The organism is Arthrobacter sp. alpha11c, from assembly GCF_054149985.1.
Genome location: NZ_CP196747.1, coordinates 1,062,658 through 1,086,918, shown reverse-complemented (window position 1 = coordinate 1,086,918; position 24,261 = coordinate 1,062,658). Strand labels below are relative to the sequence as shown.

Annotated in this window: 19 protein-coding genes; 7 read left to right on the top strand and 12 right to left on the bottom strand. The window is 60.4% G+C overall.

The window, feature by feature from the left end:
• The 7 genes from ACTAQJ_RS04995 to ACTAQJ_RS04965 all read left to right on the top strand — a co-directional run bounded on the left by ACTAQJ_RS04995 (position 1) and on the right by ACTAQJ_RS04965 (position 8,183).
• The gene (locus ACTAQJ_RS04995; RefSeq protein ID WP_498701153.1) at positions 1 to 1,344 is read left to right on the top strand and encodes an extracellular solute-binding protein; all 1,344 of its coding nucleotides are present in this window, start codon (positions 1 to 3) and stop codon (positions 1,342 to 1,344) included.
• Between the two features lies 1 nt (position 1,345).
• Positions 1,346 to 2,308 (top strand): carbohydrate ABC transporter permease, encoded by a 963-nt coding sequence (locus ACTAQJ_RS04990; protein WP_431114998.1) that lies wholly within the window; start codon positions 1,346 to 1,348, stop codon positions 2,306 to 2,308.
• A complete protein-coding gene (locus ACTAQJ_RS04985) occupies positions 2,309 to 3,223 on the top strand; it encodes a carbohydrate ABC transporter permease (RefSeq protein ID WP_498701150.1) in 915 nt (304 codons plus the stop codon). It begins immediately after the preceding gene.
• A gap of 67 nt (positions 3,224 to 3,290) precedes the next feature.
• Positions 3,291 to 4,058: a LacI family DNA-binding transcriptional regulator gene (locus ACTAQJ_RS04980; protein ID WP_498701148.1), complete on the top strand. Its 768-nt coding sequence runs from the start codon at positions 3,291 to 3,293 to the stop codon at positions 4,056 to 4,058.
• A complete protein-coding gene (locus tag ACTAQJ_RS04975) occupies positions 4,037 to 4,252 on the top strand; it encodes a substrate-binding domain-containing protein (protein ID WP_498701146.1) in 216 nt (71 codons plus the stop codon). Before ACTAQJ_RS04980 ends, ACTAQJ_RS04975 begins: the two co-directional genes overlap by 22 nt.
• 30 nt (positions 4,253 to 4,282) lie before the next feature.
• Positions 4,283 to 5,881 carry an alpha-N-arabinofuranosidase gene (locus tag ACTAQJ_RS04970; RefSeq protein ID WP_498701144.1) on the top strand — a complete coding sequence of 533 codons (1,599 nt, stop codon included), beginning with the start codon at positions 4,283 to 4,285 and terminating at the stop codon, positions 5,879 to 5,881.
• A 1-nt stretch (position 5,882) separates the two neighbouring features.
• Positions 5,883 to 8,183 (top strand): beta-L-arabinofuranosidase domain-containing protein, encoded by a 2,301-nt coding sequence (locus tag ACTAQJ_RS04965; protein ID WP_498701142.1) that lies wholly within the window; start codon positions 5,883 to 5,885, stop codon positions 8,181 to 8,183.
• Positions 8,184 to 8,235: 52 nt separating this feature from the next.
• Here ACTAQJ_RS04965 and ACTAQJ_RS04960 read toward each other — a convergent pair whose 3' ends face one another.
• From ACTAQJ_RS04960 to ACTAQJ_RS04905, 12 genes are all read right to left on the bottom strand, one after another.
• On the bottom strand, positions 8,236 to 9,261 hold the full coding sequence (locus ACTAQJ_RS04960) for an SDR family NAD(P)-dependent oxidoreductase (RefSeq protein ID WP_498701139.1): 1,026 nt from the start codon (positions 9,259 to 9,261) through the stop codon (positions 8,236 to 8,238).
• Positions 9,258 to 11,114 (bottom strand): beta-glucuronidase, encoded by a 1,857-nt coding sequence (gene uidA / locus ACTAQJ_RS04955; RefSeq protein WP_498701137.1) that lies wholly within the window; start codon positions 11,112 to 11,114, stop codon positions 9,258 to 9,260. Before uidA ends, ACTAQJ_RS04960 begins: the two co-directional genes overlap by 4 nt.
• Before the next feature lie 22 nt (positions 11,115 to 11,136).
• The gene (locus tag ACTAQJ_RS04950) at positions 11,137 to 12,147 is read right to left on the bottom strand and encodes a Gfo/Idh/MocA family protein (protein ID WP_498701135.1); all 1,011 of its coding nucleotides are present in this window, start codon (positions 12,145 to 12,147) and stop codon (positions 11,137 to 11,139) included.
• Positions 12,144 to 13,007, bottom strand: a complete 864-nt coding sequence (locus ACTAQJ_RS04945; protein ID WP_498701133.1) for an ATP-binding cassette domain-containing protein — start codon at positions 13,005 to 13,007, stop codon at positions 12,144 to 12,146. Before ACTAQJ_RS04945 ends, ACTAQJ_RS04950 begins: the two co-directional genes overlap by 4 nt.
• The gene (locus ACTAQJ_RS04940) at positions 13,007 to 14,803 is read right to left on the bottom strand and encodes a dipeptide/oligopeptide/nickel ABC transporter permease/ATP-binding protein (protein WP_498701131.1); all 1,797 of its coding nucleotides are present in this window, start codon (positions 14,801 to 14,803) and stop codon (positions 13,007 to 13,009) included. The genes ACTAQJ_RS04945 and ACTAQJ_RS04940 overlap by 1 nt, the downstream gene beginning before the upstream one ends.
• Positions 14,800 to 15,741, bottom strand: a complete 942-nt coding sequence (locus ACTAQJ_RS04935; protein WP_442015683.1) for an ABC transporter permease — start codon at positions 15,739 to 15,741, stop codon at positions 14,800 to 14,802. Before ACTAQJ_RS04935 ends, ACTAQJ_RS04940 begins: the two co-directional genes overlap by 4 nt.
• Before the next feature lie 11 nt (positions 15,742 to 15,752).
• Entirely contained in the window at positions 15,753 to 17,309 is a 1,557-nt protein-coding gene (locus tag ACTAQJ_RS04930; RefSeq protein ID WP_498701128.1) for an ABC transporter substrate-binding protein, read from the bottom strand.
• Between the two features lie 280 nt (positions 17,310 to 17,589).
• Complete coding sequence (locus tag ACTAQJ_RS04925) at positions 17,590 to 18,240, bottom strand: TetR/AcrR family transcriptional regulator (protein ID WP_442005532.1); 651 nt, start codon at positions 18,238 to 18,240, stop codon at positions 17,590 to 17,592.
• A gap of 111 nt (positions 18,241 to 18,351) precedes the next feature.
• Positions 18,352 to 19,356, bottom strand: a complete 1,005-nt coding sequence (locus tag ACTAQJ_RS04920) for a LacI family DNA-binding transcriptional regulator (RefSeq protein WP_498701126.1) — start codon at positions 19,354 to 19,356, stop codon at positions 18,352 to 18,354.
• 114 nt (positions 19,357 to 19,470) lie between these two features.
• Positions 19,471 to 20,289, bottom strand: a complete 819-nt coding sequence (locus ACTAQJ_RS04915; RefSeq protein WP_442005530.1) for an SDR family NAD(P)-dependent oxidoreductase — start codon at positions 20,287 to 20,289, stop codon at positions 19,471 to 19,473.
• On the bottom strand, positions 20,286 to 21,518 hold the full coding sequence (locus tag ACTAQJ_RS04910) for a glycoside hydrolase family 1 protein (RefSeq protein ID WP_442005529.1): 1,233 nt from the start codon (positions 21,516 to 21,518) through the stop codon (positions 20,286 to 20,288). The genes ACTAQJ_RS04915 and ACTAQJ_RS04910 overlap by 4 nt, the downstream gene beginning before the upstream one ends.
• Positions 21,519 to 21,572: 54 nt before the next feature.
• Positions 21,573 to 24,239, bottom strand: coding sequence for a family 78 glycoside hydrolase catalytic domain (locus ACTAQJ_RS04905; protein WP_442005528.1), 2,667 nt, complete (start codon positions 24,237 to 24,239; stop codon positions 21,573 to 21,575).
• Positions 24,240 to 24,261: the final 22 nt, after the last annotated feature.

Sequence of the window (24,261 nt, the reverse complement as noted above, 5' to 3'; positions counted from 1 at the left end):
ATGAAAATCCAACCCATTAATCGCAGGGGATTCCTCGGTCTCACCGCAGCTGGTGTGGCAGCAGCAGCTCTTAGTGGCTGCAAGGTCAACACCTCGAGCTCGGCAGGTGCCAGTTCTTCAGGCAAGGGGGCCCTGACCATCATGGGCAACGATGGTGAGATCACCAAAGATGTGATCTCCGCTTGGCAGCAGCTCAACGCCGATGCTCCCATCACCTTTATCAAGTACGACGAAACCCGCCTCAACGCTATGCTCGCTGCCGGAACGCCCCCGGACCTGGTCCGCGGCGCCGGTGCCCAGGTGACTCCTTATCTGGCTTCCCGAAAGATTGCGAAACCGCTGGATGACTACCTTTCCGGCAGCTCCCTCATCCACTCGGGCGACCTCGAAGCAATCAACGATGTGTGGAAGTGGGATGGCACCCGGCAGGGCAGCGGCAGCACCTACGGGCTGACCAAGGACTGGAGCCTGGACATGATGTTCTGGTACAACCAGTCCGTTTTCGAGGAAGTAGGTGCCAGGGTTCCTGATAGCGCCAATCCGCTTACCTACGACGAATTGCTGGACGTTGCCAAGAGCATGACCGCAACCTCTGGCGGCAAGTCTTCCCGCTATGGCTTGTTCGCCACTACCCCTGATGTCGCGTTCCTTCAGGGCATGCTCGCCACAACCGGCGTCTCGCTGTTCAGTGAAGATTTGAAGAAGGTGGACTTCAGTTCACCCGAGGCTCAGAAGGCCGTCGGCTGGCTGGCAGATGTGGCGAAAGCCAAAGCTGGCTACACACTCCTGGATCCCAACCCGGACGGCTGGGACTGGCCCCCGTTCAGTTCAGGCCGACAGGCCATGCAGAGCGCCGGATACTGGCTGACCGGCGTTGTGGCCAGCGATAAGAAGGCACCCGATTTTGCCCGAATGGCACCTGCCCCTTTGTTGGGCAAGGAACGGGTAAGTCCCACCACCAGTGCCACGGGCCACTGGATCCCCGCCAAGGCCAAAAATCCAGACGGCGGCTTCGCTTTTCTCGAATGGTTCACTGCCGGACAACCTGCAAAGGATCGTGCGGCAACCGGTGGTGGCCTCCCCGTCATGAAGAACCTTCGTTCCAGCCTTCCTTCCAAGGAGGCCTACCAGAAGACAGCACTTGAAACCCAAACGGCCGAGGACAAATACGCCAAGGTGTTGAGCTTCTCCCCGTACGCCACGGTCACGGCCCTGACAGCTGCAGTTTCGGAGCAGTTCCCCAAGCTGGTCCAGGGATCCCTGACGGCCGGGCAGTTCGCCGATCAGGTCAACACCAAATGCAACGCGCTCCTCGCCGAGGGTGTTTCGCGTATCGGCGGTTGACATGGCTTCGACGTTGAGCGTTGCCCCTCCCGTGAGGCGGGGCAGCCCGTTGACCAAGCGGCGTAGCCGGGCTTTCTACCTCTTCATCTCGCCCTGGCTCATCGGCACAGTCCTGCTGACGATCTTTCCCCTCGCCTACGCCTTGGGTGTGAGCTTGACCGACTGGGACGGCGTGAGCCCGGGGTTTCGCTGGGTAGGTGCGCAGAACTATCTCGATGTGCTGGGTGACCCTGAAACGTGGGCGAGCATGTCGCGGTCTGCAGTGCTGGCCGTTGTTGTAGTGCCTCTGACAGTGGCGGGCAGCCTCGGTCTTGCCATTCTGCTGAACCAGAAGGTGCGCCTGAGGTCATTCTGGCGGACCATGATCTACCTCCCCGCCGTCTTCCCCCCAGTGGCCTCGGCACTGAGTTGGAAACTGGTGTTTGATCGGGATTCCGGCGCTATCAACGCCGTCCGTGCCTGGTTCGGGCAGGACGCCGTGAACTGGATGACAGGGCAGCAAGTGTTCGTGGTCCTGCTCGCCGTGATGCTTTGGGGTATTGGTGCCGGCATGATCATTAACCTCGCCGCACTGCAGGATGTTTCCCCGGAGCTCCTGGAGGCGGCAACGTTGGACGGAGCAGGACCTTGGCGCCGGTTCACGGCAGTGACACTTCCCACCATCTCGCCAGTGCTCCTCTTCCAGACCGTGACTTCGACTATCGGTGTCCTGCAAACTTTCGTTCCCGCCCTTTTGCTTTCCCCGACCACTGGCGCAGCTGCTGTCACGGCGGTTCCCGAAGCCAACAGGATTTTCATGATCGACGTCTATGCGCAGTACTTTGCCTACTCCCGCTACGGTTATGCCTCAGCGATGTTGTGGCTGTTCTTCCTGGCCATCCTGGTGGTAACGGTCTTGTTCTTCCGTGCGAGCCGAAAGACTGTGTTCTATTCCGTGGATCCTTCCAGCGATGGAGGGAAGTAGATGACTCTTAAGGAATTGCAGTCCTCCAAACGGGCGCAACCCCACCCGGTACAGTCATCTGGTCATGAGAGTGGCACGAGAAGCCGATCGGGCATCCGGCGACGCTCGACCATCCTGGTCACGGCCGTTCTCGTGTTCATCACGGCCCTTGTTGCCTTTCCTATGTACTGGGTGCTGGCCACGGCGTTTAAATCACCTGAGCAGTTGTACTCGGGGATCGCCGTACTGTGGCCGCTCCCATCGCACATGGAGAATTTCGTAGAGGCACTAACGAGGATCCCCTTCCTGCCGTACATGCTGAACTCCCTGTTCCTGGCCACGGTCAATGGAGTCCTTACGACGCTGTCTTCGGCATTGGTCGGTTACGGTTTTGCCAGGCTCCGCGGCCCGGGAAAGGGCATTCTTTTCGGAGTGCTCATCGCCATGATGATGATGCCCGGCATCGTGACACTCATTCCCACCTATTTGTTGTTTTCGCAGGTGGGGCTTGTGGGGAATTACTGGCCTTGGGTGATCTGGGGACTGGTGGGATCCCCCTATCTGATCTTCCTCTACCGTCAGTTCTTTGCGGGCCTTCCCAAGGAACTGGAGGAGGCGGCCATCCTGGACGGGTGCGGACAATTCCGCATATTCACCAGGATCTTTCTGCCTATCTCAAAACCGATCGTCGTCACCGCCTTCGTCATGTCATTCCTTGCAGTCTGGGGCGATTTCATAGCCCCCAACCTTCTCCTGGACCAGAGCAACACCACCTTGGCAGTTGCGTTGTCATCCGGGTACGTCAATGAAAGGGGTTTCCCACTAAACAACCTCATAGCCGCAGGATCCATCCTTTACGTGATACCTGTAGTTCTGGTCTTCTTCTTCGTCCAGCAGCGCTACACGCAAAGTTTTAGTTCTGCCGGCATCAAATAGGTTTGTGGAAATGGGGTCTGCAATGGTCACGATGTCTGACGTAGCCCGGCTGGCAGGAGTGTCAACCATGACGGTATCCAACGTCGTGAACGGCCGACGGTCTGTAAATACGGAAATCCGCAAGCGTGTCCTGGAGGCAGTGGACGAGAGCGGTTACGTCATGAACCGTTCCGCAAGGACGTTGCGCACCGGGACCACCGGGGTGATCGGGCTGGCGGTTCCTGCCCTCAGCCACGCCTATTTCGCTGAACTCAGTGGCAGGGTTGTTGCCCAGGCCGCCGAGCTCGGATACCGCGTGGCCGTTGAGCAGACCGGTCTGCACATCGAAGACGAACTCGACGCCGTCGCGATGTCGCGCAATCTGGAATACGACGGCCTGATTCTCTCTGCACTGGTACTGGGGCCGGAGGAAGCCAGCCTTCTGAACCAGTCCATCCCTCTGGTCCTCCTCGGCGAAAAGATATACGGCGATGCCGTTGATCACGTGGTGATGCCAAACGCAGAAGGAGCCAGGACGGCCACCGCACATCTGGTGGAGCAAGGGTGCCAACGCATCGCCTGGGCGAGTAACTACTCACCCGAAACCGAGCTCCACAATGTTGTGCTGGATCGTCTGAAGGGCTACCGCCAAGGCTTGGCGGACGCAGGGCTCAGGGACGACCCCTCCCTGCATGTTCCCATGGATCAACCCAGCATGGAGCATGCCGCCGACGGCATCAAGAAGCTGGTCCACGACGGTATTGAATTCGACGGCGTGGTGGCCGTTACCGATGCGGTCGCCTTCGGGGTGATCCGGGTCTTAAGGACGCCGGCTTGCGGGTTCCGGAGGACGTGAAGGTCATCGGTTTCGACGACGTTCAGCAGGCGGCATTTTCCGTTCCATCCCTCTCTACCATCGCACCGGATCATGACTGGATGGTCCGGTCCTCACTTTCCCTTCTCACCGAGCGGATAAAAGACCGTTCCCCCCGCCCCGGGCGCGAGCTCGTGGCCCCTTTCCGGCTCATCGTCCGGGAATCAACCAGCTGAATCACACATAGACTTTGGAGAATCTTGACAATGGCATCTTCGCCCCGGCTCGTCGTCAATCTGGACATCGCGGGTCCCACCATCAGCCGTCACCTCTACGGCCATTTCGCTGAACATTTGGGCCGTTGCATCTACGGTGGTTTCTGGGTGGGGGAGGACAGCGAAATACCCAACACCCGTGGCATCCGGAATGACGTGGTGGAAGCCCTGCGCGAGTTGCGCATCCCCAATCTTCGGTGGCCGGGCGGTTGCTTCGCCGATGAATACCACTGGCGTGACGGCGTCGGCCCCCGCGAACAGCGCCCCGTGATGGTCAATTCCCATTGGGGGGATGTCGTCGAAGACAACTCGTTCGGCACCCATGAGTTCATGGACCTCTGCGAGATGCTCGGCGCGGACGCATACGTCAACGGCAATGTGGGTTCCGGCACGGTCCAGGAAATGAGCGAATGGATCGAATACCTCACCCGCGCCGACGATTCACCCATGGCCGCATTGAGGCGAGAGAACGGAAGGGACGAGCCTTGGAAGGTCCCCTTCTTCGGTATCGGCAACGAACCTTGGGGCTGCGGTGGCAACTTCCGGGCTGAGGCCTACGCAGACTTGGCCCGGCAGTACAGCACGTATGTCCGTTCCCACAACGGCAACGATGTTTACCGGATAGCAGCCGGCGCCGGCGACGATGACGTGGCATGGACCAAAGCCCTGATGGAAGCGCTTCATGACAAGGGCGGCCCGGGCCGCAAGAGCTCGCCATACCAAGGTATTTCGCTCCACTACTACACGATGTCCGGCCACTGGGACAGCAAAGGCTCCGCCACGGAATTCAGTGAGGAAGAGTACTGGAAGACGGTCAAGGCCGCCCATCACATTGAGACCCTGCTGACGGCGCACTCCACCATGATGGATGTCTACGATCCGCACAAGGCGGTGGGCTTGGTCCTGGACGAGTGGGGTACCTGGTGGGACGTAGAGCCCGGCACCAACCCCGGCTTCCTCTATCAGCAGAACACCATCCGCGACGCCCTCGTGGCAGCAATCCACTTTGACTCCTTTCACCGTCATGCCGACCGTCTCGTCATGGCGAACATCGCCCAAACGGTCAACGTCCTGCAAGCCATGCTGCTCACGGATCCAGAGAGCGGAGCGCTCGTAAAGACGCCCACGTTCCATGTCTTCGCCATGAACGCAGGGCATCAGGACGCCGCCGCGCTGCACACGCACCTTGACTCCGACGGCTTGCACAAGCTGGACGGGGAGCAGGTTCCCACGTTCACTGCCACAGCCAGCACCAAGGATGGCCAAGTGCTCATCTCCATGGCCAACCTGGAACTGGAGGAAGAGAGCGAGGTGGTGTTGGACCTGCGCGGCGGGTCCCTGGAGCAGGTGGAAGCACTGGTCCTTTCCGGCGACAAAGTTTCAGCGTTCAACGCGCCCGCACACCCCGACGCCGTCACGCCGCGATTCCTCGAGGTTGAAGAACGCGAGGGCCAGTTGGTACTCCGGCTTCCAGCCCACTCTTTCGCGACCGTTCGGGGAACACTGTCTGGTCAGGTCCCTGTAGTCACTGCCGCAGCGACGGCGACGTCCAGCCCCGCCACGGGCAGCAAGCCCTGCTTGAATTGTTGAGATGACCATGACTCCTGACTACCGCCCCCTCAGCCAAATTCGGCTCCGCGAGGGGCCCTTCGCCGAAGCCCAGCGTGTGAACCGTGAAGCACTGCTGCGTCTGGATCCTGATCGTCTTCTGGCGCCCTTCCGTCTCGAAGCGGGCCTTCCCGCTACGGCGGAGCTCTACGGCGGCTGGGAATCGACGGGACTCAACGGCCACACGGCAGGGCACGTCCTGTCAGCGCTTGCCCACGCTGCAGCCGGGGACGGTGACCCACGCCTGGAGAAGATGCTTGGAAGCTTGCTGTCCGGACTTCGGGAAGCGCAGCAGGCCTCCGTGACAGGATACTTGGGTGGCGTACCTCAAGGGCGGCAGCTCTGGGACGAGCTCGTTCAGGGAGACATTAGAGCCTCCCCCTTTGAGCTCAATGGGCGCTGGGTTCCCCTGTATAACCTGCACAAGACGCTGGCGGGCTTGGTGGATGTCGCATGGCATGTTCCCTCCGCGGAGGTAGACCAGATCCTGGATGACCTGGCGAGTTGGTGGCTGGAGACCACGGACCGACTGGACCAAGATGCACTCGAGCTCATAATGCAGACCGAGTTCGGCGGACTTACCGAAGCGTTCGCCCGCCTGGCACTTCTCCGGCAGGATGGGCGCTACCTTCAGCTGGCCATGAGGTTCACTCGCGAAGAGCTGATAACCCGGGTGCTCGCTCTGCCGGGTGAAAGAGCGCAGGACTCACTTGCGGGCCTTCACGCCAACACGCAGATCCCCGTGGTGGTGGGCTACGCCGCAATTGCCAGGGCTGCCCGCGAACTGGGGTTGGAAGATGTAGCGACCGCGCGCATAGGGCAAGCTGCCCGAAACTTTTTCGACGACGTCGTTGGGTGGCGCAGCAGCGCGATCGGGGGCAACAGTGTTCGGGAGCACTTCCACCGCAGGGACGACTTCTCCCCAATGTTCCTCGGCCGGGAGGGCCCCGAGAGCTGCAACAGCTACAACATGGTCAAGCTGGCAGCCGAGCTCTATCTCCTGAATGGGGAGAACCGGTACCTGGACTACATCGAGGTCACGCAATGCAGCCATGTGCTATCCACGCAGCACCCTGGGCACGGTGGCCTGGTCTACTTCACTTCCCACCGTCCCGGCCACTACCGGGTGTACTCGCCGGAACAGGACGGCTTCTGGTGCTGCATGGGCTCCGGGTATGAGGCGCACGCAAAGCATGGTGCGCACGTGTACGTCGCCGATGGCGACGAACTCCGTATTACCTGGCTTTTGGCCACGGAACTCAACTGGACGGAGCAGGGCGTCCAGGTCACCATTGATTCGGCCTTACCCTCAGGGAACACGGCCACAGTCCGGGTGAGCGTGGAGGAACCGAAGGAATTTATCCTCGCCATCCGCGTACCGCAATGGGCTCGAAGTGCCAAGGCCACACTGGGCGACGGCCGGAGGATCGAGGAAGACAGGGGCTGGTGGCGATTGCGCCGTGTGTGGGACGGGACAGAGGAGATCCTGCTAAGTCTGGAGCGTGAACTACACGTGGTCCGGGCCGCGGATGATTCTCCGTGGGCCTGGATCAGATACGGACCCACGGTCCTGGCCGAGGAGATTCCCGATGATGGACTGCACTACCGGGCAACGGGGGCCAGGGCCGCCCACATCGCTTCAGGGCCGCTCATGCCACTGGCGGACACGCCTGTTCTCCTTGCCACTGGGCTGGAAACCCACGACGAAGGGGGCGAAGAGCTCTCGGTCCTCGCCTCGGATGGGCAGAGGCTGAGGCTAAGGCCCCTGCACAGGATCCACGATGCCCGCTACAGGCTCTCTTGGCCCATGGCTCATGACGAAATGCAGGTCAGCGAAATCCAGGGGAAGTTGGCGGAGCAAGACAGGGCTTCCACCGCCTTGGAAGCGCGGGTAGTGGACGGGATCACCTTCGGGGAGCAGCAGCCTGAACTCGATCATGAGGTTAACGCTCAGCATGCCGAGCGTGGAATGACAACCAACGGGGCACGCTGGCTGCGCCCCAAAGAGCCGCTCACACTCGTGCTGCGCGACTGGGCGATGATCGGCACGAGCCTACGCATTGAAGGCGTGCCGGGGGAGGACCCGGAGTCGTTCCTCCTCTCCCGCGCAGATAACGGGACGGCGGTAACAGTCACCCAAGGGCCGGACGGCACCAGTGAGATTCAGTTCAATACCAACGGCAGCGCGGAGGCGCGCCTGGTCATTGCTCCTCAGCCGGGTCACACGATGCCAAGGCTAAGGCGCCTGCTGCTCTTGACCGATGCCGCGGACTCCCTGGCCTGAAAAGTTGGGGTCCTCACTGCATCGTCTGCAGTGAGGACCCCAAGGGCACTTCTTACTGGACCGACCACGCACCGTCCGATGGCAGGACAGCACCGGAGATGTTCGTTCCGTCCTCGCTGAGGAGGAACGTGATGGAGGCAGCCAGCTGCGAGGCCACAGCAACAGGAGGGATTATCTGCATGAACGGACCCAACCGGTTCGCGCCGAGCTCCGATCCAAAGGTGGCCTCGATGCCTGTTGCAACCGGGCCCGGGGCGACTGCGTTGACGCGGATTCCCTGAGGCGCGTACATAAAGGCAGTACTGCGGGTCAGTCCGAGAACTGCATGTTTGGAAGCCGTGTACGCCAGCCCCGCAGAGTTGCCACGAAGTGCGGCTTCGGAGGCAACGTTCACGATGGAACCGCGCCCGGCAGCCATCATGATCGGAAGTACGGCGCGGGTCAGGCGGAACATTCCGTCCACGTTGACCGCGAACACCCGGTTCCAGACGTCATCGGCCACCTCGTGCAACGGGGTCATGTCGTCCATGATTCCGGCGACGTTTGCCAAGGCATATACCCGGTCTCCAGCAGCTTCAACAATCCTCAGTATGTCTTCGTCCTTGGTGATGTCCGCCTGCACGGTTATCACGTCAGCCTGCGCATGATCCATGGCCAGTGAGTCAAGCCGGGCAGCTGCGATGTCTACGGCAATCACCCTTCCCCCTTCCCTGGCAATCCTGGAGGCAGTAGCACGGCCGATCCCGGAGCCGGCGCCCGTGACGATGACGGTCTTGCCCAGGAATCTGCCGTCGGTGATGCGTTCCTGCCAAAGGGTGTCGTCGATGTCCTCAGCGTCCGCCTCGGGTTCGATTCCCCCATTTGCTTCCCTTACCAGATGGTCAAGCAGAGACTGCGGGAACTGTCCGCCACCGAGTTCAACGAGCTGTTGCAGGGCAAGGTGATCGATGGGCTTCAGGGCTGATTCGTCCTGTCCGGCCTCGTTAAGCATTCCCCGAAGGAGGGGACCGCCAGCGGGATGGGCGAGCCATTCCCGAATAGGGCGCGAGCCGGTCAGTGCCTTGATGTTGTTGGTCATTTTGCTCCTTCGAGGGCCGGTGCTGTTTTGAGCTCGGTTGTTACGTTTTCGGGAACCTCTGTTTCGTCCACCGCGGGCTTGGGACCGTTGAGACCAGTCCACCGCGCACGCAGGGTGTGGGCTGCTGCTTTTGGTTTTCTATCCCGGCTAAAAACGCCCTTCCGGTTGCCGTCCACACGGTGGATGCCGTTGGACGTTTGGAAGTCGGCGAAGTTCCAGACGTGTTCACCTACAAAGCCGTCAATCCTGTCAAAGACGCGGTGGTTCATGGCGAGGAAGGACTGCTGGTACTCCTCGCTCCAAGGCATGTCCCAGATGGAGTGTTGCCCTGGCATGGTGTCTGCCCCGTATTCGCTCATCATGATGGGTTTGCCGAAGGCCTCCAGCCAGCCGCGGAGGTCACGTTCAAGGTAAACTTCTGCGGTCTGAAGATCCCCGGTGAAGATGTACCAGCCGTAGTAGCGATTAATGCTGAGGACGTCGAAGAGGTCTGCGATTTTGTCGTTCTGGAAGGTGGCAAACATGACTGCCGCGTAGGTCAGGGGACGCGTTGGATCGAGCTCACGGGCGAGCTGGACGAGGGGCTCGAAGAATTCCCGTGCCCCGTCCTCGTTGGAGGCCGGTTCGTTGGCGATACTCCACATGACAACGCTTGGGTGGTTCTTGTCGCGTGAGATGACCTCGCGAAGGTGCTGTGCGTGGGCTGCCTGGGTTTCGTGGTTGAAGGTGTCCGCGGAAAAGGTCGGTTTGGGGCCCACCCCTGTGAGTCCTCCCTGGACCCCCAGGTTCAGTCCGACGGCGGCGGTTTCATCGACGACGACGATGCCGTGGCGGTCCGCGAATTCCAGCACCTCCTCTGCGTAGGGGTAGTGCGAGGTCCTGAACGAGTTGGCACCCACCCAATCCAGCAACTGGAAGTCGTGCACAAGGTAGGCGTTGTCGTGACCTTTACCCCGGACGGCTGTGTCCTCGTGCTTGCCGAAGCCCGTAAAGTAAAAGGGCTCTCCGTTGATGAGGAACTGGGTCCCGCGGACTTCGACAGTCCTCACACCGAACGGCTCCGTGTAGCTGTCAATCACGTCTTCGCCGTCGAGGAGCTCCACCACCAGGTTGTAAAGGTAGGCTGCACCAGGTCGCCACAGCGAGACATCCTCAACACTGAGTGTTCCGTGGCTGTCTTCTGCCGATGAAACTTCCTGGCCTGCAGCATCCAAGACCCGGACACGGACCGACGTTTGGTGATTGGTTTCGACAGAATAATCGACGACGCCGGTGCGGCCAATAACGCCGGTAACAACGGTGATGTCGCTGATGTGGCGTTCTGGTTTGCTGTAGAGCCACACTGACCGCGCCAAGCCAGCGTAGTTGTAGAAGTCATGCAGGTAGGTCTGTTGGCGTCTCCCGTCCTGGCTGACGGTGATACTGCCCGGGGGGATGGTGGCCTTGGTCAGTTCATTGTTCACCCCAACGGTGAGCCTGAATTCAGCTCCCGGTGAGACGTGGTCTGTGATGTCTGCTTCAAAGGGTGTGTAGCCACCGACGTGCTGGGCTACCAAGACGTTGTCAACGTACACCTTGCCCTCGTGCGTGGCTGCGTCCAAACGGAGCAAAACCCTTTCCCCGGACCAGCCTCGGGGTACACGCACGGTCCGCTGGTACCACACCCAGCCCACGTGGTCCCGGATCTTCTGGTCAGCAAAGAGGTCGTTATAACTCGAGGGGACAGGGGCTTCGAGTTTCCCCCCCAAGACGCCTCTCCAAGGCTCGGGAACGTCTGCATCTTCAAGGGCGAAGCGCCAAAGACCGTCCAGGTTGATAAGTTCTCGGGTAATTGTAGGGCGGGGCTTAAGCAATGTATTTTCTCCTGCTTGGCTGTCAATGAGATAACTGGCTGGCGATGGTGTCCAGGGTGCGGAACACGGCAATTGTGTCTTTCGCCGGATGTATTGGGTGATGGATTTCCCCGGCCCGGATTGCTTCGCTGGCGGCCCTGAGCATGGGGACGTAGCCGTTGCCCTCGCGGGTGTGATCGATGGGTTCAGGGGCGAACATTTTTTCCCAGGAACCGGCGTGAATCTGGAGAGTGGTGGATGTCCAGAACATGCCTGGGATGGTGATCCAGCCCTTGGCGCCGTTGATAGCGGCGGAGGGATCGACGAATTCGGTCATTGAACTCGCGCATTGCGCAAACTCGCCCCCCGCGAAGTCAAGGGTGAAATGTTCGGCGAAGTCCAGCCCGTCGGCTCTAAGGCGGCCATGGGCCCTTATGGATGTTGGCTCACCGAAGATTGAGTGGGCCAATGTCACCGGGTAGATCCCTTGATCAAGGAGCGTTCCTCCGCTGCGCGCAAGGTCCCATCTGCTGCCACCATCGGCGATCAGGGGAAAGCCAAATCCCGCGCGGAGGCTGGACGGCTTTCCGATGATTCCGGTGCGGAGCAGCTCGAAAAGGTGTTGAAATGCGGGGTTGAACTTCATCCACATTGCTTCCATGAGGAAGAGTCCTTGGCTTTCGGCCAGCGCAAAGAGGTCTTGCACATCATCGGCGTTCAATGCCATGGGCTTCTCGACAACCACATGTTTACCGGCAAGCAGCGCCTGGCGGGCCATGGCGGCATGCGTAGCAAACGGCGTCGCCAGATACACAACGTCAACGCCAGGGTCCCTGACAAGGGAATCGAAGTCGTCGGTCCACCGGTCCAGGCCGAACTGCTCTGCGAAGCTGGCTGCATTCGCCGGATTCCTGCTGAAGATGATTTCCACGTGGTTTCCGGGCAAGAGCTGCAGATCCGGCACTATGCTCCGGGAGATAGTACCGGCCCCGGCGATAGCCCAGCGCAATGGAGTTTGGGGACGCCGTGTCTCATCCGCGGTTCTATCCGTCATCCCGACACTCCTGCTTGGACATGTTGTTCCCGATGCAGCTCCGCAAGGCGATGGCGATCTGCCCGGCGTTTTTCTTGCTCCACAGGGTCTGCGATGGGCGCCGCGAGCAACAGCTTCTGGGTGTAGGGATGCTCTGGTGTGGAAGTCACACGGTCTGCGGGGCCCGTTTCAACGATGTCCCCTCTGTAGACGACGCTGACGCGGTGGCTGATGTGCCGAACCACGGCCAAATCGTGCGAGACGAATAAGTAGGCAACGCCTGTGCGCCGCTGGATGTCGATGAAAAGGTCCATGACGCGGGCCTGTGTGGAAAGGTCCAACGCCGAGACCGGTTCGTCGCAGACAATGAGTTTGGGTTCCGGCGCTAGCGCCCTGGCTATGGCGACTCGTTGTCGTTGTCCGCCACTGAACTCCCGGGGCAAACGTTCGGCCGCGTCACCGGGCAGGCCGACTTGATCCAATAGCATGCGGACGCGGGTCCGTGCTTCAGTGGCACTTGTTCCCTGGACGATGAGGGGCTCGCTCAGGGTGTCACCGATGGTCAGGGACGGGTTGAGGGAGGTATAGGGGTCCTGGAAGACTACCTGGATGTCTTTGGAGAGGGCACGGCGTTCCTTCGCAGTGGCATGGGTAATGTCAGAACCCCGGAAGGTGATGCGCCCACCACTGGGTTTTACAAGACCCAGGACTGCCCGCCCAATGGTGGTCTTTCCGGATCCGGATTCGCCCACGACGCCGAGCGTCTCACCCTCGGCAATTGTTAGGGAAACCCCGTGCAGGACTTCCACCTCCCGAGACCGGAATCCGTGGCCTTTGAAGGTCACGCGGAGGTCTTTTACGTTCAATAGCGGTGTTGTCATCAGTTCTTTCCCCCGGTGGCCGTCACGACCGGCGTGGGCTGGTCGGTCCGAACGGTGTTCTCGTCGAGGATGGAGCCCAGAAGCATTTGAGTGTATGAATGTTGCGGTTCCCGGAAGAGCTCCAGCGCGGTTCCTGATTCGACAACCCGGCCGTCCTGCATCACGGCAATCCGATCGCAGATATCTGCCACGACTCCAAAGTTGTGCGTTACGAGCAACACAGCCATGTTCAGCTCGGCCTGGAGGTCCCGTATCAGATCCAGGATTTCGGCCTGGACTGTGACGTCAAGCGCCGTCGTGGGTTCGTCGGCGATGAGGAGCTTGGGGCGGCTTGCCACGGCGCCGGCGATGAGGACGCGTTGTGCCATTCCGCCGGAGATCTGGTGCGGGTAGGAATTGAACGTTCGCTGTGGATCCTGGATACCCACACGTGCCAGCAGCGCCATCACTTTCGCCTTTGCCTCCCGGCGTGACATCCGGGCAGAGGCGCGGATGCCTTCGACGAGTTGGGCGCCAACCGTGTAGGAGGGGTCCAAATTCGACATAGGTTCCTGCGGGATGTACGCGATCTCACGTCCTCGCAGGGCGCGTAGCCCTTGCTCCGAAAGGCCGATCAAATGGCGACCATCCAACTGTATAGAGCCTTGTGTGACCACGGCCTCGGGCGGAAGCACACCGAGGATGGCAAAGGCGGTCTGCGTCTTTCCGGAGCCGGATTCACCCACCAGGCCCAGGGTTTCACCGGCTCGCAGGCTGAGGCTGACTCCCTTCACCACTTCCCTCAGCTGGCCTGCTGGAGTGGGGTAAGCGATGGCCAGGTCGTCAACCGAGAGCAGGTCCGCCGCTTGGCCTTGGATGCTGTCCCTAGCGGGGGTAATTGTTCTGGGTGTAATTGCTGCGGGCGCCGAAGCCTTGGATGGTTTCAGCTTTGCTCCCTCAAAGGCGTCCCGGAGGGAATTTCCGAGCAATACAAGGGAAGCAGTAAGCGTGCCGAGCATGACGCTGGGCCAGATGAATTGGGTGGGATCGACATAAAGGTTTGTGAAGCCGTCGGCGATCATTGCACCAAAGCTGGGAACGAGGTTGGACCCAACGCCGAGAAAGGCCAGGCCGGACTGCAGGCTGATCGCCGAACCTATCAGGAACGCTGCGGCGACGATGATGGGCCCACGGACAGCGAACAGCACGTGGCGGCCTAGGATTCTAAGGTTGGACAGTCCGGAGACGCGGGCGGCATCGACGTAGAGTTCGTTCTTCACGCCAAGGACCAGGTTCCTCACGATGCGATAGACCCCGGGGGAGAGCAGCACTCCAAAGATCAGCATGGTTGCCCGGTAGTCGCCCTTGGTCACGGGCATCAGGACGATCAGGAGCAGCAGCCCGGGGAACGTCATGATGAGGCTGAAGACCCACTCTGTCGCGGTTCGGAGCCGTCGGCCGAAGTATCCGCCGATAAGGCCAAAAGTTATTCCGATAGCCAGGGCAACGCTTGCTCCAATCAGGCCTGCGATCAGGCTGGTGCTGATTGAATGGAGGAGCCGGGAAGCGATGTCGCGTCCGTTCTGGTCGGCTCCGAGGGGGTATCCCGGGGTGCCAGGTGTGGCGTTTATCGCATTGAGTTGTGCCTCATTGGGATCGTGCGGGGCGATCCAGGGAGTGAGAAGACCCAGGATGATGATGACCAGTAGCAGGACCGAAGTAATCACTGCCTGAGGGTCGGTGGCGAGTTTCCGTAGCGGAGACTTCCGGGGTGGGGCTGCCAACCCGGAAGTCACGCTGAGTTCTTCGATGCTCAATAGATTCTCGCCTTCGGGTTGAGCCAGCCGTTCACTACGTCTGTGATGAGGTTCACCGTGACAACCAACATGACGCTGAACAAAGTGATGCCCATGATGATGGGGATATCGCCCTGGAGCGAGGCGTTGAATGCGTAAGCGCCAAAGCCAGGAAGCGCGAACACGTTCTCGATGATGAGCGCACCACCGAGCATTTGAATAAATTCAAGGGACAGGACAGTCAGGGCAGGACTTGCAGCATTCCGAAGCGCGTGGCGAAGCACGATCGACCGCGTCGGTACACCACGGGTCCGCAGGGTACGGACGTAGTCTTTCCTGAGCTCCCCGATCATGGTGCCGCGGATCTGTGCAGCCATGCTGGCCACTCCACCAATGACAAGCACAATGACAGGGATAGTGATCGATGCCGCCCACTTTCCAGGATTCTGCGCAAAGGGAGTAAAACCGGTGGCAGGCAGCAACTTCAGATTCACGGCGAACACAGCCACAAGGACTATGGCGATGAGCAACCCGGGGACGACGTAACCTATCAAGGACAAGCCTTGGGAAACCTTATCGGCGAGTCCTCCTCGGGTTGCCGCCCAGACGCCCAGCGCAACGCTGACGAGCACTGTGATGATGAGCGCGGTGACGACCAGCGACAGCGTGACGCCCAGACGCGCAGCAACGGCAGGCGCCACTGGTTGGCTGGTGAAAAGAGAAGTACCGAAATCACCGGTCAGTACCGAGCCGAGCCAGTCCATGTATTGGACGATGGCCGGCCGATCGAAGCCAAGCTGGGTCATCAGTGCTTTCAGGGATTCTGGCGTCGCTGCACTGCCCAGGCGTTCGCGGGCAACAGATTCCAAGGATCCGCTGAGGAGGAAGAAAGTGATGAGGGTGACGAGCAGCGCAAGGACAATGCCTGCACCAAGACGTCGGAGGGCGTAACTGATCATGACCCGCGGCCCTATTTTCCAGATACGCCGAAGTCACGTACGGTCGGCAAAACCACCCCGGTAGGGAGGAAATCAATGCCCGGAGCTGTCGCCCAGAGCGTGCCTACGTAGGCGATCGGCGCGTTCAATGCCTGCTTCACGGTGTATTCGTTGACCTTCTTATACAGAGCATCGCGGGCTGTATCGTCTGGTTCGGTGGCAATGGACTGAAGCAACTTGTCGAATTCAGGGTCCTGCCACTTGAAGGGGTTGAGGAAGGCTTCAGGGGCGTACATGTCGCCCACCTGACGGCCCGCGCTGTTCAGACCGTAGAACCACAGAACCGCCGGATACTTCTTCGAGGCAATTGATGATGCCGTATTCTGCGGAGGCACAGGTTCCCACGTCACCTTCACCCCGATGTCCGAAAGAGCCTGCGTGATCACCGGCTCGAAGGACTGGGAGATCACCGTGCTTGGCATCGTCATGGAGAAACCGTCGGCGTATCCTGCCTCAGCCAATAGCTTGCGTGCCTTCGCCGGATCGAAGCTGTAGGCATCTTCAAGCCCGGGATCGTATGCTCCACTGTTGGGGTCGAACACCTGGACCGTGGGCTTACCCAGTCCATTGAGGAGGGCCTTGACCACCTGTGCCCGGTCAAAGGCCATGTTGATAGCCTGGCGGACCTTTACATTGGCCAGGGCAGGAACGAGTTCTCCCTTCCGGTCGGCCAGGACGAGAACGAGAGCGGCTGTAGCCTGCACCTCCTTGACTGCGAATCCTGCACCTTCGGCCTGCTTGCGCTGCGGGGCCTGAATCAGGGCTGCCTTTACTTCCCCTGCCTGGAGCGCGTTGTACTGGGCCGTCCTGTCCTGGATGACCTTGACCTTCACGGTCTTGAATGGATAGGCCGAGGCGTTCCAGTAGTCATCCCGGCGTTCCATGACGTACTCGGTGCCGTCCACAGTCTTGTCCGAGAGGACGTAGGGTCCGGAGCCAGTTGGGCGGAGTTTGGTGGTGTCGGACGCCAACGTGTCCGCGTCACCAATGACGCCTGTGGCTTGCGCCAGATAGTTCAGCAGCGATGGTTCCGGAGCGGAAAGCTGAATAACTACTGTCGACGCATCGGGGGCGGAAATGGAGGACACCTTGGCGAGCTTGGGCTGTTGCTGGCCCGGTGTCGTCCTGGTCCTCTCCAAGGTTGCGGCTACGTCCTTGGAAGTGACGGCGTCTCCGGAACTGAACTTCAGGTCGCTGCGAAGCTTGAGGGTCAGCGTGCGCAGGTCATCAGAATATTTCCAGCTCTCAGCCGCGTTGGGACGGATCTTGTTGTCCTTGTCCACCATGAGAAGGGTGTCGAAAATTGATGCCCAGATGTAGGACTGCTGTCCTTCAGCGAGCTGGGCCGGGTCCAACGAAGCCGGCTGGGCTTGAACGGCAATGCTGAGTTCCTCGTTGCGTGAGGAATTAGTAGGTTCCGACGCCGGCGCGGAAGAGGAACACGCCGCCGTGGAGAGTAGTGCTGCGACCGCGACGGCGGCTACTGCCGCACGGGTCAGTGATGTGGTTCGGGACAAGACAGGGAACATGTCTTGAGACTCCTTTGTCATTGAGGAAAAGCTTCTGGAGATTTTGGGGGGGCCATTGTTTGGGCCATTTAGTCTGGGGTGACCGATATCACTAGCAAAGCACTAGAAAAGCGAAAAGGCAACCGATTGCCATCATTTTAAAAAAGTTAATGTTGCGCTGAAATCCTGTTGCATTTCGGGTACTCCAACTGACCACCGTGAATTCAGAAATAAGGTGTCCGGAATTCGGGGCGGTCTTGTCTTGCTAAATCCTGCGGTGGAAGTTTGTGGTCTGTTGAGATCAGCTTTGCGACATGAATTCAGTCATTTCTTGTTTGAACTTCATGAGTGGGTAACCGTTAAGGGCAAGGAATGACTGTGATACTGCCGCCGTCAGATCCAGGGAAGGGTCGATAAGCCATTGCATGCGAAGACCGCTCCATGCGGCCATCATTTGGCGGGCAACCCTGTCCGGATCGAGTTTGGGATCAGCAATTCCCTTGGCCTGGCGTCTTTTGACTCCTTCAGTGAACTCAAAAATCACCTGCTCATGGTGGGCCTTCAGGTACGCGTGGGCCGGATGTTCGGGGTTGACTGCCTCTGCGCTTAACGCGAGGAACAGGCGGGTCGTAGCTTGGTCATCCAGGGTCAGGTGAGCCATTGCGGGTGGAGGCCAGTCGGCCTTCCCGCCATCGATAACGTGAAACTCGGCCGTAAGGATGGCGCGATAATCCTCATCGGCCAGCTCCATGGCCGCGACAAGAATGTGGTCGCGCGTCGGGAAATGGTAGAGCATGGCGGTCTCGCTCATCGAGGCCCGCGCTGCCACCTCCGCCGTGGTCAAAGCTCGATGCCCCTTCTCCAGGACGATGTCGAGGGCGGCCCGGGCTACGGCAGACCGGCGCTCAAGTGTTTTTGCGTACCGCTTCCGGGGGGCTGTTGTCGAGTCCATGCACTAACGGTAGTCGAAAATTGAGTGTTACACCATAGGACTCCTGAAATTGAGCTACCTCCAAACGTTGCCAAAGAGAGTTTGGCTGCAAAAAGGGAGCATCACTCAGTTTTATAGGACTCCCTTCCAAGGTCCCGCAGACCCCCGGATGATCAATTCGGTGTCTAAGGGCAGGGTTTGGGGATCTTTTACAGTGCCTGAGAGGGAGGCCAGGCTCAGGCCGGCGGACAACGATCCGCACTGCCCCAGCGGGGATCTGATGCTTGTCAACGACGGCGTGGTGAAGTCTGCGCCGAAAATATCGTCAAAGCCTATGATGCTGAGGGCATCCGGTATAACAACTCCTGCGTTTTGGAGTTCGTGCATCAGGCCAATCGCCAGGAGATCGTTGTGGGTGATGACGGCCGTTGCTCCCGAGGCTTTGACGGCCCGTGCAACCCGCCTGCCTCCGTCAACGGTTGGCGCGGCCGACTCGATGCGGTCGGCTGCGAGATGGCACCACTCGCAGGCGGCCGAGATAGCTTCCCATCGGCGGGCGGACATCCAGGACAGTTCCGGCCCCGCAACGAAGAGGACCTTTTTGTGCCCATTTCCTGCCAGGAAGCGGACTGCCTGGCTAACACCCCTGTCTGGATCAGGGATGACGCAACTAATGCCACTTACCTCTCGGTTTATCACCACTACCTGTGTGGTCTTGGCTAGAAGCTGGATATCCGTGTCATTCATGCGGGGGCTGGTCAAAATCAGCCCGTCCACGGCATTGATAACACGGTTGGCCGAAGCGAGCTCTTTGCTCGCGGACTCGGCTGCATTTACCAGAACCACGGTGTAGTCGCGTTGTGCTGCGACTCTTCCTGCCTCGCGAAGAATGCCAAAGAAGGTTGGATTAGTGACATCGGAAACAATTAGCCCGAGCGTCTTTGTTGACCCTGTCTGCAGTACTTGGGCGGCATGGTTCAATTGAAAATTGAGTTCAAGGGCCGTTGCTTCAATGAAGCGTCTTGTGCGGGCATTGACTCTTTCGGGATTATTGAGTGCCCTGGAAACTGTTGATGGATTAACGCGGGCTTGCCGCGCTACATCGTAGATAGTTGCCTTGGCTGTTCTCGATTGCACTTTTGTCTCTTCGGACGGCAATTTTCACTTCCTTGGACAAGTGCTGCGCCCAGCCAGGCACGTGTGCATCTTGCTGCCGCGCACGTGCCTGGCTGGAGGGTGATCCTGCTGGCGTTAGATGGTCTGGCCTGCGTCGGCCAAGAGCGTGCTGCCGGTCATGATGGTGGACAGGTCGCTTGCGCAGAACAGGACCACGCGTGCGATGTCATCCGGTGTTCCCATCCGACCAATGAGGCTGTTGGTCATGACGTCCATGGCCGCTGTCCCATCTGCGGGGGCGTGCGCAGCAGCGGCGGCCATGTTGCCCTCGGTTGGCACAAAGGTTGGGGCAACGCCGAGCACGCGGATGCCCAGTGGGGCAAACTCGAGGGCCATTTGCTTGGTGATGCCACGGACAGCATGTTTCGATCCGACGTAGGCGGACAAGCCCGGTGCCGTCCCACCGAATCCGGCCGTGGAGACGATGTTGACAATGACCCCGCCGTGATTCCCGTTGGACATGTGGCGTGCGGCTTCGCGGGAGCCATTGAAAACGCCGCGGGTGTTGACGGCAAAGACTTGCTCCCACATGCTGTCAGTCGTCTCCAGGACCGGGACGCTGGGGAAGATGCCCGCGTTGTTGACCCAGATGTCGATACCTCCGAATGACTCCACGGCTTCCAGTGCGCCGAGCCGGACCGATTCGGCGTCGGTGACGTCCATGCCCAGGCCTAGTGTCCGGACAGGGAAGCGGTTCGCGATTTCCGTAGCGGCATCGAGGGCTAGGTCCGCGTTTACGTCCCCGATCAGCACGTCCGCACCGGCTTCTGCCAGGCGGAGTGCAATGGCTTTGCCCAGGCCTTGCGCGCCGCCGGTAACGACGGCCCTGCGTCCGGCCAGGGAAAGCAGGTCCTGGACAGGGGTGAGCGAGGCATCGGCGAATGCGGTGGTCATGCGGAAACCTCGACGTCGAGCTGGTTGCTCTGGGCGACGCGGCCAAGCCAGGCGAGGCTGGGCTTTGGTGTGCGGGCAAAGGTTTCCCTATCGACGGCGATCAGGCCGAACGTAGGTTCCCAGTGCCCCCATTCGAAGTTGTCCAGCAGGGACCAGTGGAGGTAGCCCCGAACGTCAATTCCTTCGGTCATGGTCTGGTCCAAGCCCTGCAGTGCCTCTGTGGTGTAGCGGATCCGCTGCTGGTCATCAGCTGTAGCGATGCCGTTCTCCGTGACCAGCACGGGGATGCCCCCGGTAATCTTCCAGGCGTGGCGCACTGCCATGGCCAATGCGTCGGGCCGGTATGCCGTGCCCACCAGGGTGTTGTCCGGGTGCGGAGGATGGGGGACGAGCCCGTTGGCGTCGACTTGCTGGCTGGAGTAGGCCTGAACGCCGACGAAATCATCGCCACGGCTACCCTCCCAGTAGACGTCTTCTTTGCCGTAGCGGATCTCCAGCAGCTTCTCTTCCCCGCCAGGGGCGGCGGTGAGCGCCCCGGCCGCGATGGTCCATCCCACCTTCGCGTCGGTGTGGGCGCGGATAATCTCCCTGGCAGCGTGGTGGATGGCGGTGAACGTCCTTCCTATTTCCGGATCGGCGTAGGTCAGGAAGTCGCTGTGCGTTTGTTTGGTCTCTTCAGTGCCCTCGACGGTTGGACTTTGCCACTGGCCGCCCTCGGCGAGTTGCATTCGGCGCATTGCTGTCATGATCGCTGCCTGCATGTTGGGCTCGTTCATGGTCGCGACCCACTCCACGCCGTCCAGGATGGTGGTGGTTTCCTTGACGTAGCGCTGGAACTTTTCCGATGCGTCCGGAGCCAACCAGCCGCCGTCGTTCGCGAACCATTGCGGAGTGGTGAAGTGCTGCAAGGTCACCACCGGGGTGACGTTCCGGGCGAAGCAGTGCTCGATCATACGACGGTAATGGGCGAGTTCGGCCTTGGAGAAGGCGCCTGGCGTAGGTTCGATGCGGGACCATTCGAGGCTGAAACGGTACGAGGTCAGGCCTGCGTCGGCAAGAAGGTCGATGTCCTCACGGTACCGGTGGTAACTGTCGCACGCGTCGCCGGAGAGTTCCATGCCCGGCATGGTCAGTTCGCGTGCCCACCAGTCGCTGTTGACGTTGTTGCCTTCGATTTGGTGTCCGGCGGTTGCGGCGCCCCAGAGAAAATTGGCAGGGAAAGTTGTCATGAGTTTCTCATTTCTTGAAAGGTGTGATGCCCTTGCAGGCGGATTGAAGGTGTCTCAGGCGGGACTTGGCACGCTGATGCCGTGCAAAGCCGCGGGCGCTGCGGCGCGGAACCTGCCAGGCCCGGCCGTGTATTCGGATCCGTCGGGAAAGATGATTCGGGCTGTCGTCTCAGCGGGGATGTCGGCGTCGATGCGGAGCTCGTCACTGTCGAGTTGCCAGTAGACGCTGATGGTGCCATTGGGTGTTTCATGGGAGCCCCTGGCCCACGTAACCGACGGTCCGGGTGTGGGGGCAATGACAATGGAGTGCCAGGCCACAGAGCCCTCGGCCTGGCGCAATCCAAGGGTGTGCTCGTGCAGGAACCGGAGCACGGTTGCTTTGCTGTAGTGGTTCAGCGAGTCATGGGCGTCGCCGTTATTGTCGATTCCTTCCCAGGATTCCCAAATGGTGGTGGCGCCCTTGTCCACCATGTATAGCCACGACGGCGCCGTGCGCTGAAGCAGCAATTCATAGGCGACGTCGGCCCTGCCGGCTTCAACGAGGACCGGGAGCAGGTAGCCCGTTGAGAGGAACCCCGTTCCCAGGTGGGTGTCTGCGGAACGGATGAGTTCCACTAGCCGGTCGACGGCACCTTCGCGTGATTGTCCGGGAAGGAGGCCGAAGGCGAGGGCCCGGACGTAGCTTGCCTGGGTGTCGGCGTTGGTTGTTCCGTCGGGACGCAGATATGCTGCACGCCAGGCATCGCGGACAGCATCGGAAACCTCCTCAAACTCTGTCGCCTCCGCGGATCTTCCGAGGACGCGGGCGATCCGAGCGATCGTGGCAGCCGAGCGGTAAAGGTAGGCCGTGCCCACTTCGCCCTTGTCTTCCATGAACCAGGCCATGGGGTTGTCCTGGACGGGGTCGATCAGGCGTCCGTTGGCGTCGCGTTCCTTGGGTTCCGTCCACTCGCCCCAATGGAAAGTGCCATCCCACAGATATTGCTCGTACGGCTCAGGCTCGGGGGATGCCTTTGCCCGTGCGTGATGGCGCGTTGTGCGCGCCATTTCCAGCGCCCACCGGACCCACCGGAGCATCGAATCCCAGTTCTCGGCGAGAACGGCTTCGTCTCCGTAGGCCTCATACAACTCCCAAGGAACAGTGACGATCGCATCTCCCCAGCCGGCAGATCCGGTCATCATGGCGAACTGATCGTCCAAGTTGTTCTTGATGCCGCGGCCGTCAGGGGAGAAGTTCGTAATGCGGCCATCGGCAAGCTGGTCGTCACGCACCGATCTCAACCACTTCCGGCTGAACCCGAGCACATCCCTCAAGCGCGTTGCTGTGGAAATAAACACTTGGTAGTCACCACTCCACGCCAGGCGTTCGCGGGTTGGGCAGTCGGTAGGAACATCCACAGCATTTCCCAGGAAGCTCCACTGTCCGATGCGATGAAGTTGATTCAGGTCCTCGTTACTGCAAGCGAACTCACCCGTGCTGGGGAGGTCGCTGTGCACAATCTGCATGCTGAGCTTTGACGGGTCCAGGCCTGCTCCGTTGCGGCTGATGCGCGCGTACTGGAAACCGTGGACAGTGTGGCGGGGTTCAAAGACTTGGCCAGGCGCGCCCGCGGTTACTTCGTCGCGCTGGGAGAAGATCCTTGCTGGTTCTCCCGGCCGGTGCGAATCCAGGTGTGAGGTTGAGAGGTCGCCATCGCTGTCAACGTGCTCACCGTACTCGATCACCGTGTGCGTTCCTTCCGGCCCCAGATCTTCGAGCCGGATCCATCCGGAGGCGTTCTGGCCGAAGTCCGCAATCCACACGCCGGGCCTTACTTCGTTAACGCTTTTCGCCGCTCGTGCTTCGATGACCCGCACCGGTGGAGCGGGCGACCAGTCAATAGCGGGGGAATCCACCACGTTGAGCTGGACTTTCGACGGCGGTGCGGCCGGGGCGGTAAAGTCCACCGTTTGTCCGTCCATAAGGTCCGCACGTGTTGTGGTTGAGGGTGTGCTGGTCCAGTCGCCATCCGTCACGATGATCTGGTGCGATCCATCGGCACGTTCGATGTGCAGTTCCGCGCGGGCGCCCAGCGTAGTTCCCCAATCGGCGGGATAGTGGAACGCGCCCACCTGCCCCCGGTACCAGCCGTCGGACAGTTCAATGGCCAGCCTGTTGAGTCCGGGGGCCAGCGAGGACGTCACGTCCGAGGCCTGGGCGTAGAGAGTATGGTCGTACGACGTCGACCCGGGGGACAGTTCCGCGGTCCCGGCCCGTTCTCCATTGATCGCCGCGGTGTAGACACCAAGGGCTGTGGCGTAGAGACGGGCCGTCTTGACCTCCGCGTCCATCATGAATTCCGTGGCAAGGACATGGGCGGGCCGCTGGCCGTATGGCTTGTCCTCTTGCTCGACCGGGGAAATCCAGGAAGCCGTCCAGTCGCCGTCGAGAAGACCTGTTTCAAAGGCAGACCACGCCGACCATTCGGCCGTCTCTTCTGCAATCCGTACGCGCCAGGTGACACGCTGCCGGCTGCGGAGTTCCTGCCACGGCCATGAAACGTGAAGGCGGGTGGCCGTCGTCGACGTCGGCTGCGCCACGCCGTCGACCGTTGCCTCCAGCTCGTAAGCCGTCGCCGCAACGTCGGCGGGAATCTTCCACGAGAGCCTCGGAGCGGGGCCGGTGACGGAGAACTGGTCTCCACCGCTGTCCACGATGAGGTCATAAGGCGCTTCGCCCATAGTTTTCTCTTCTTCTGCCGAT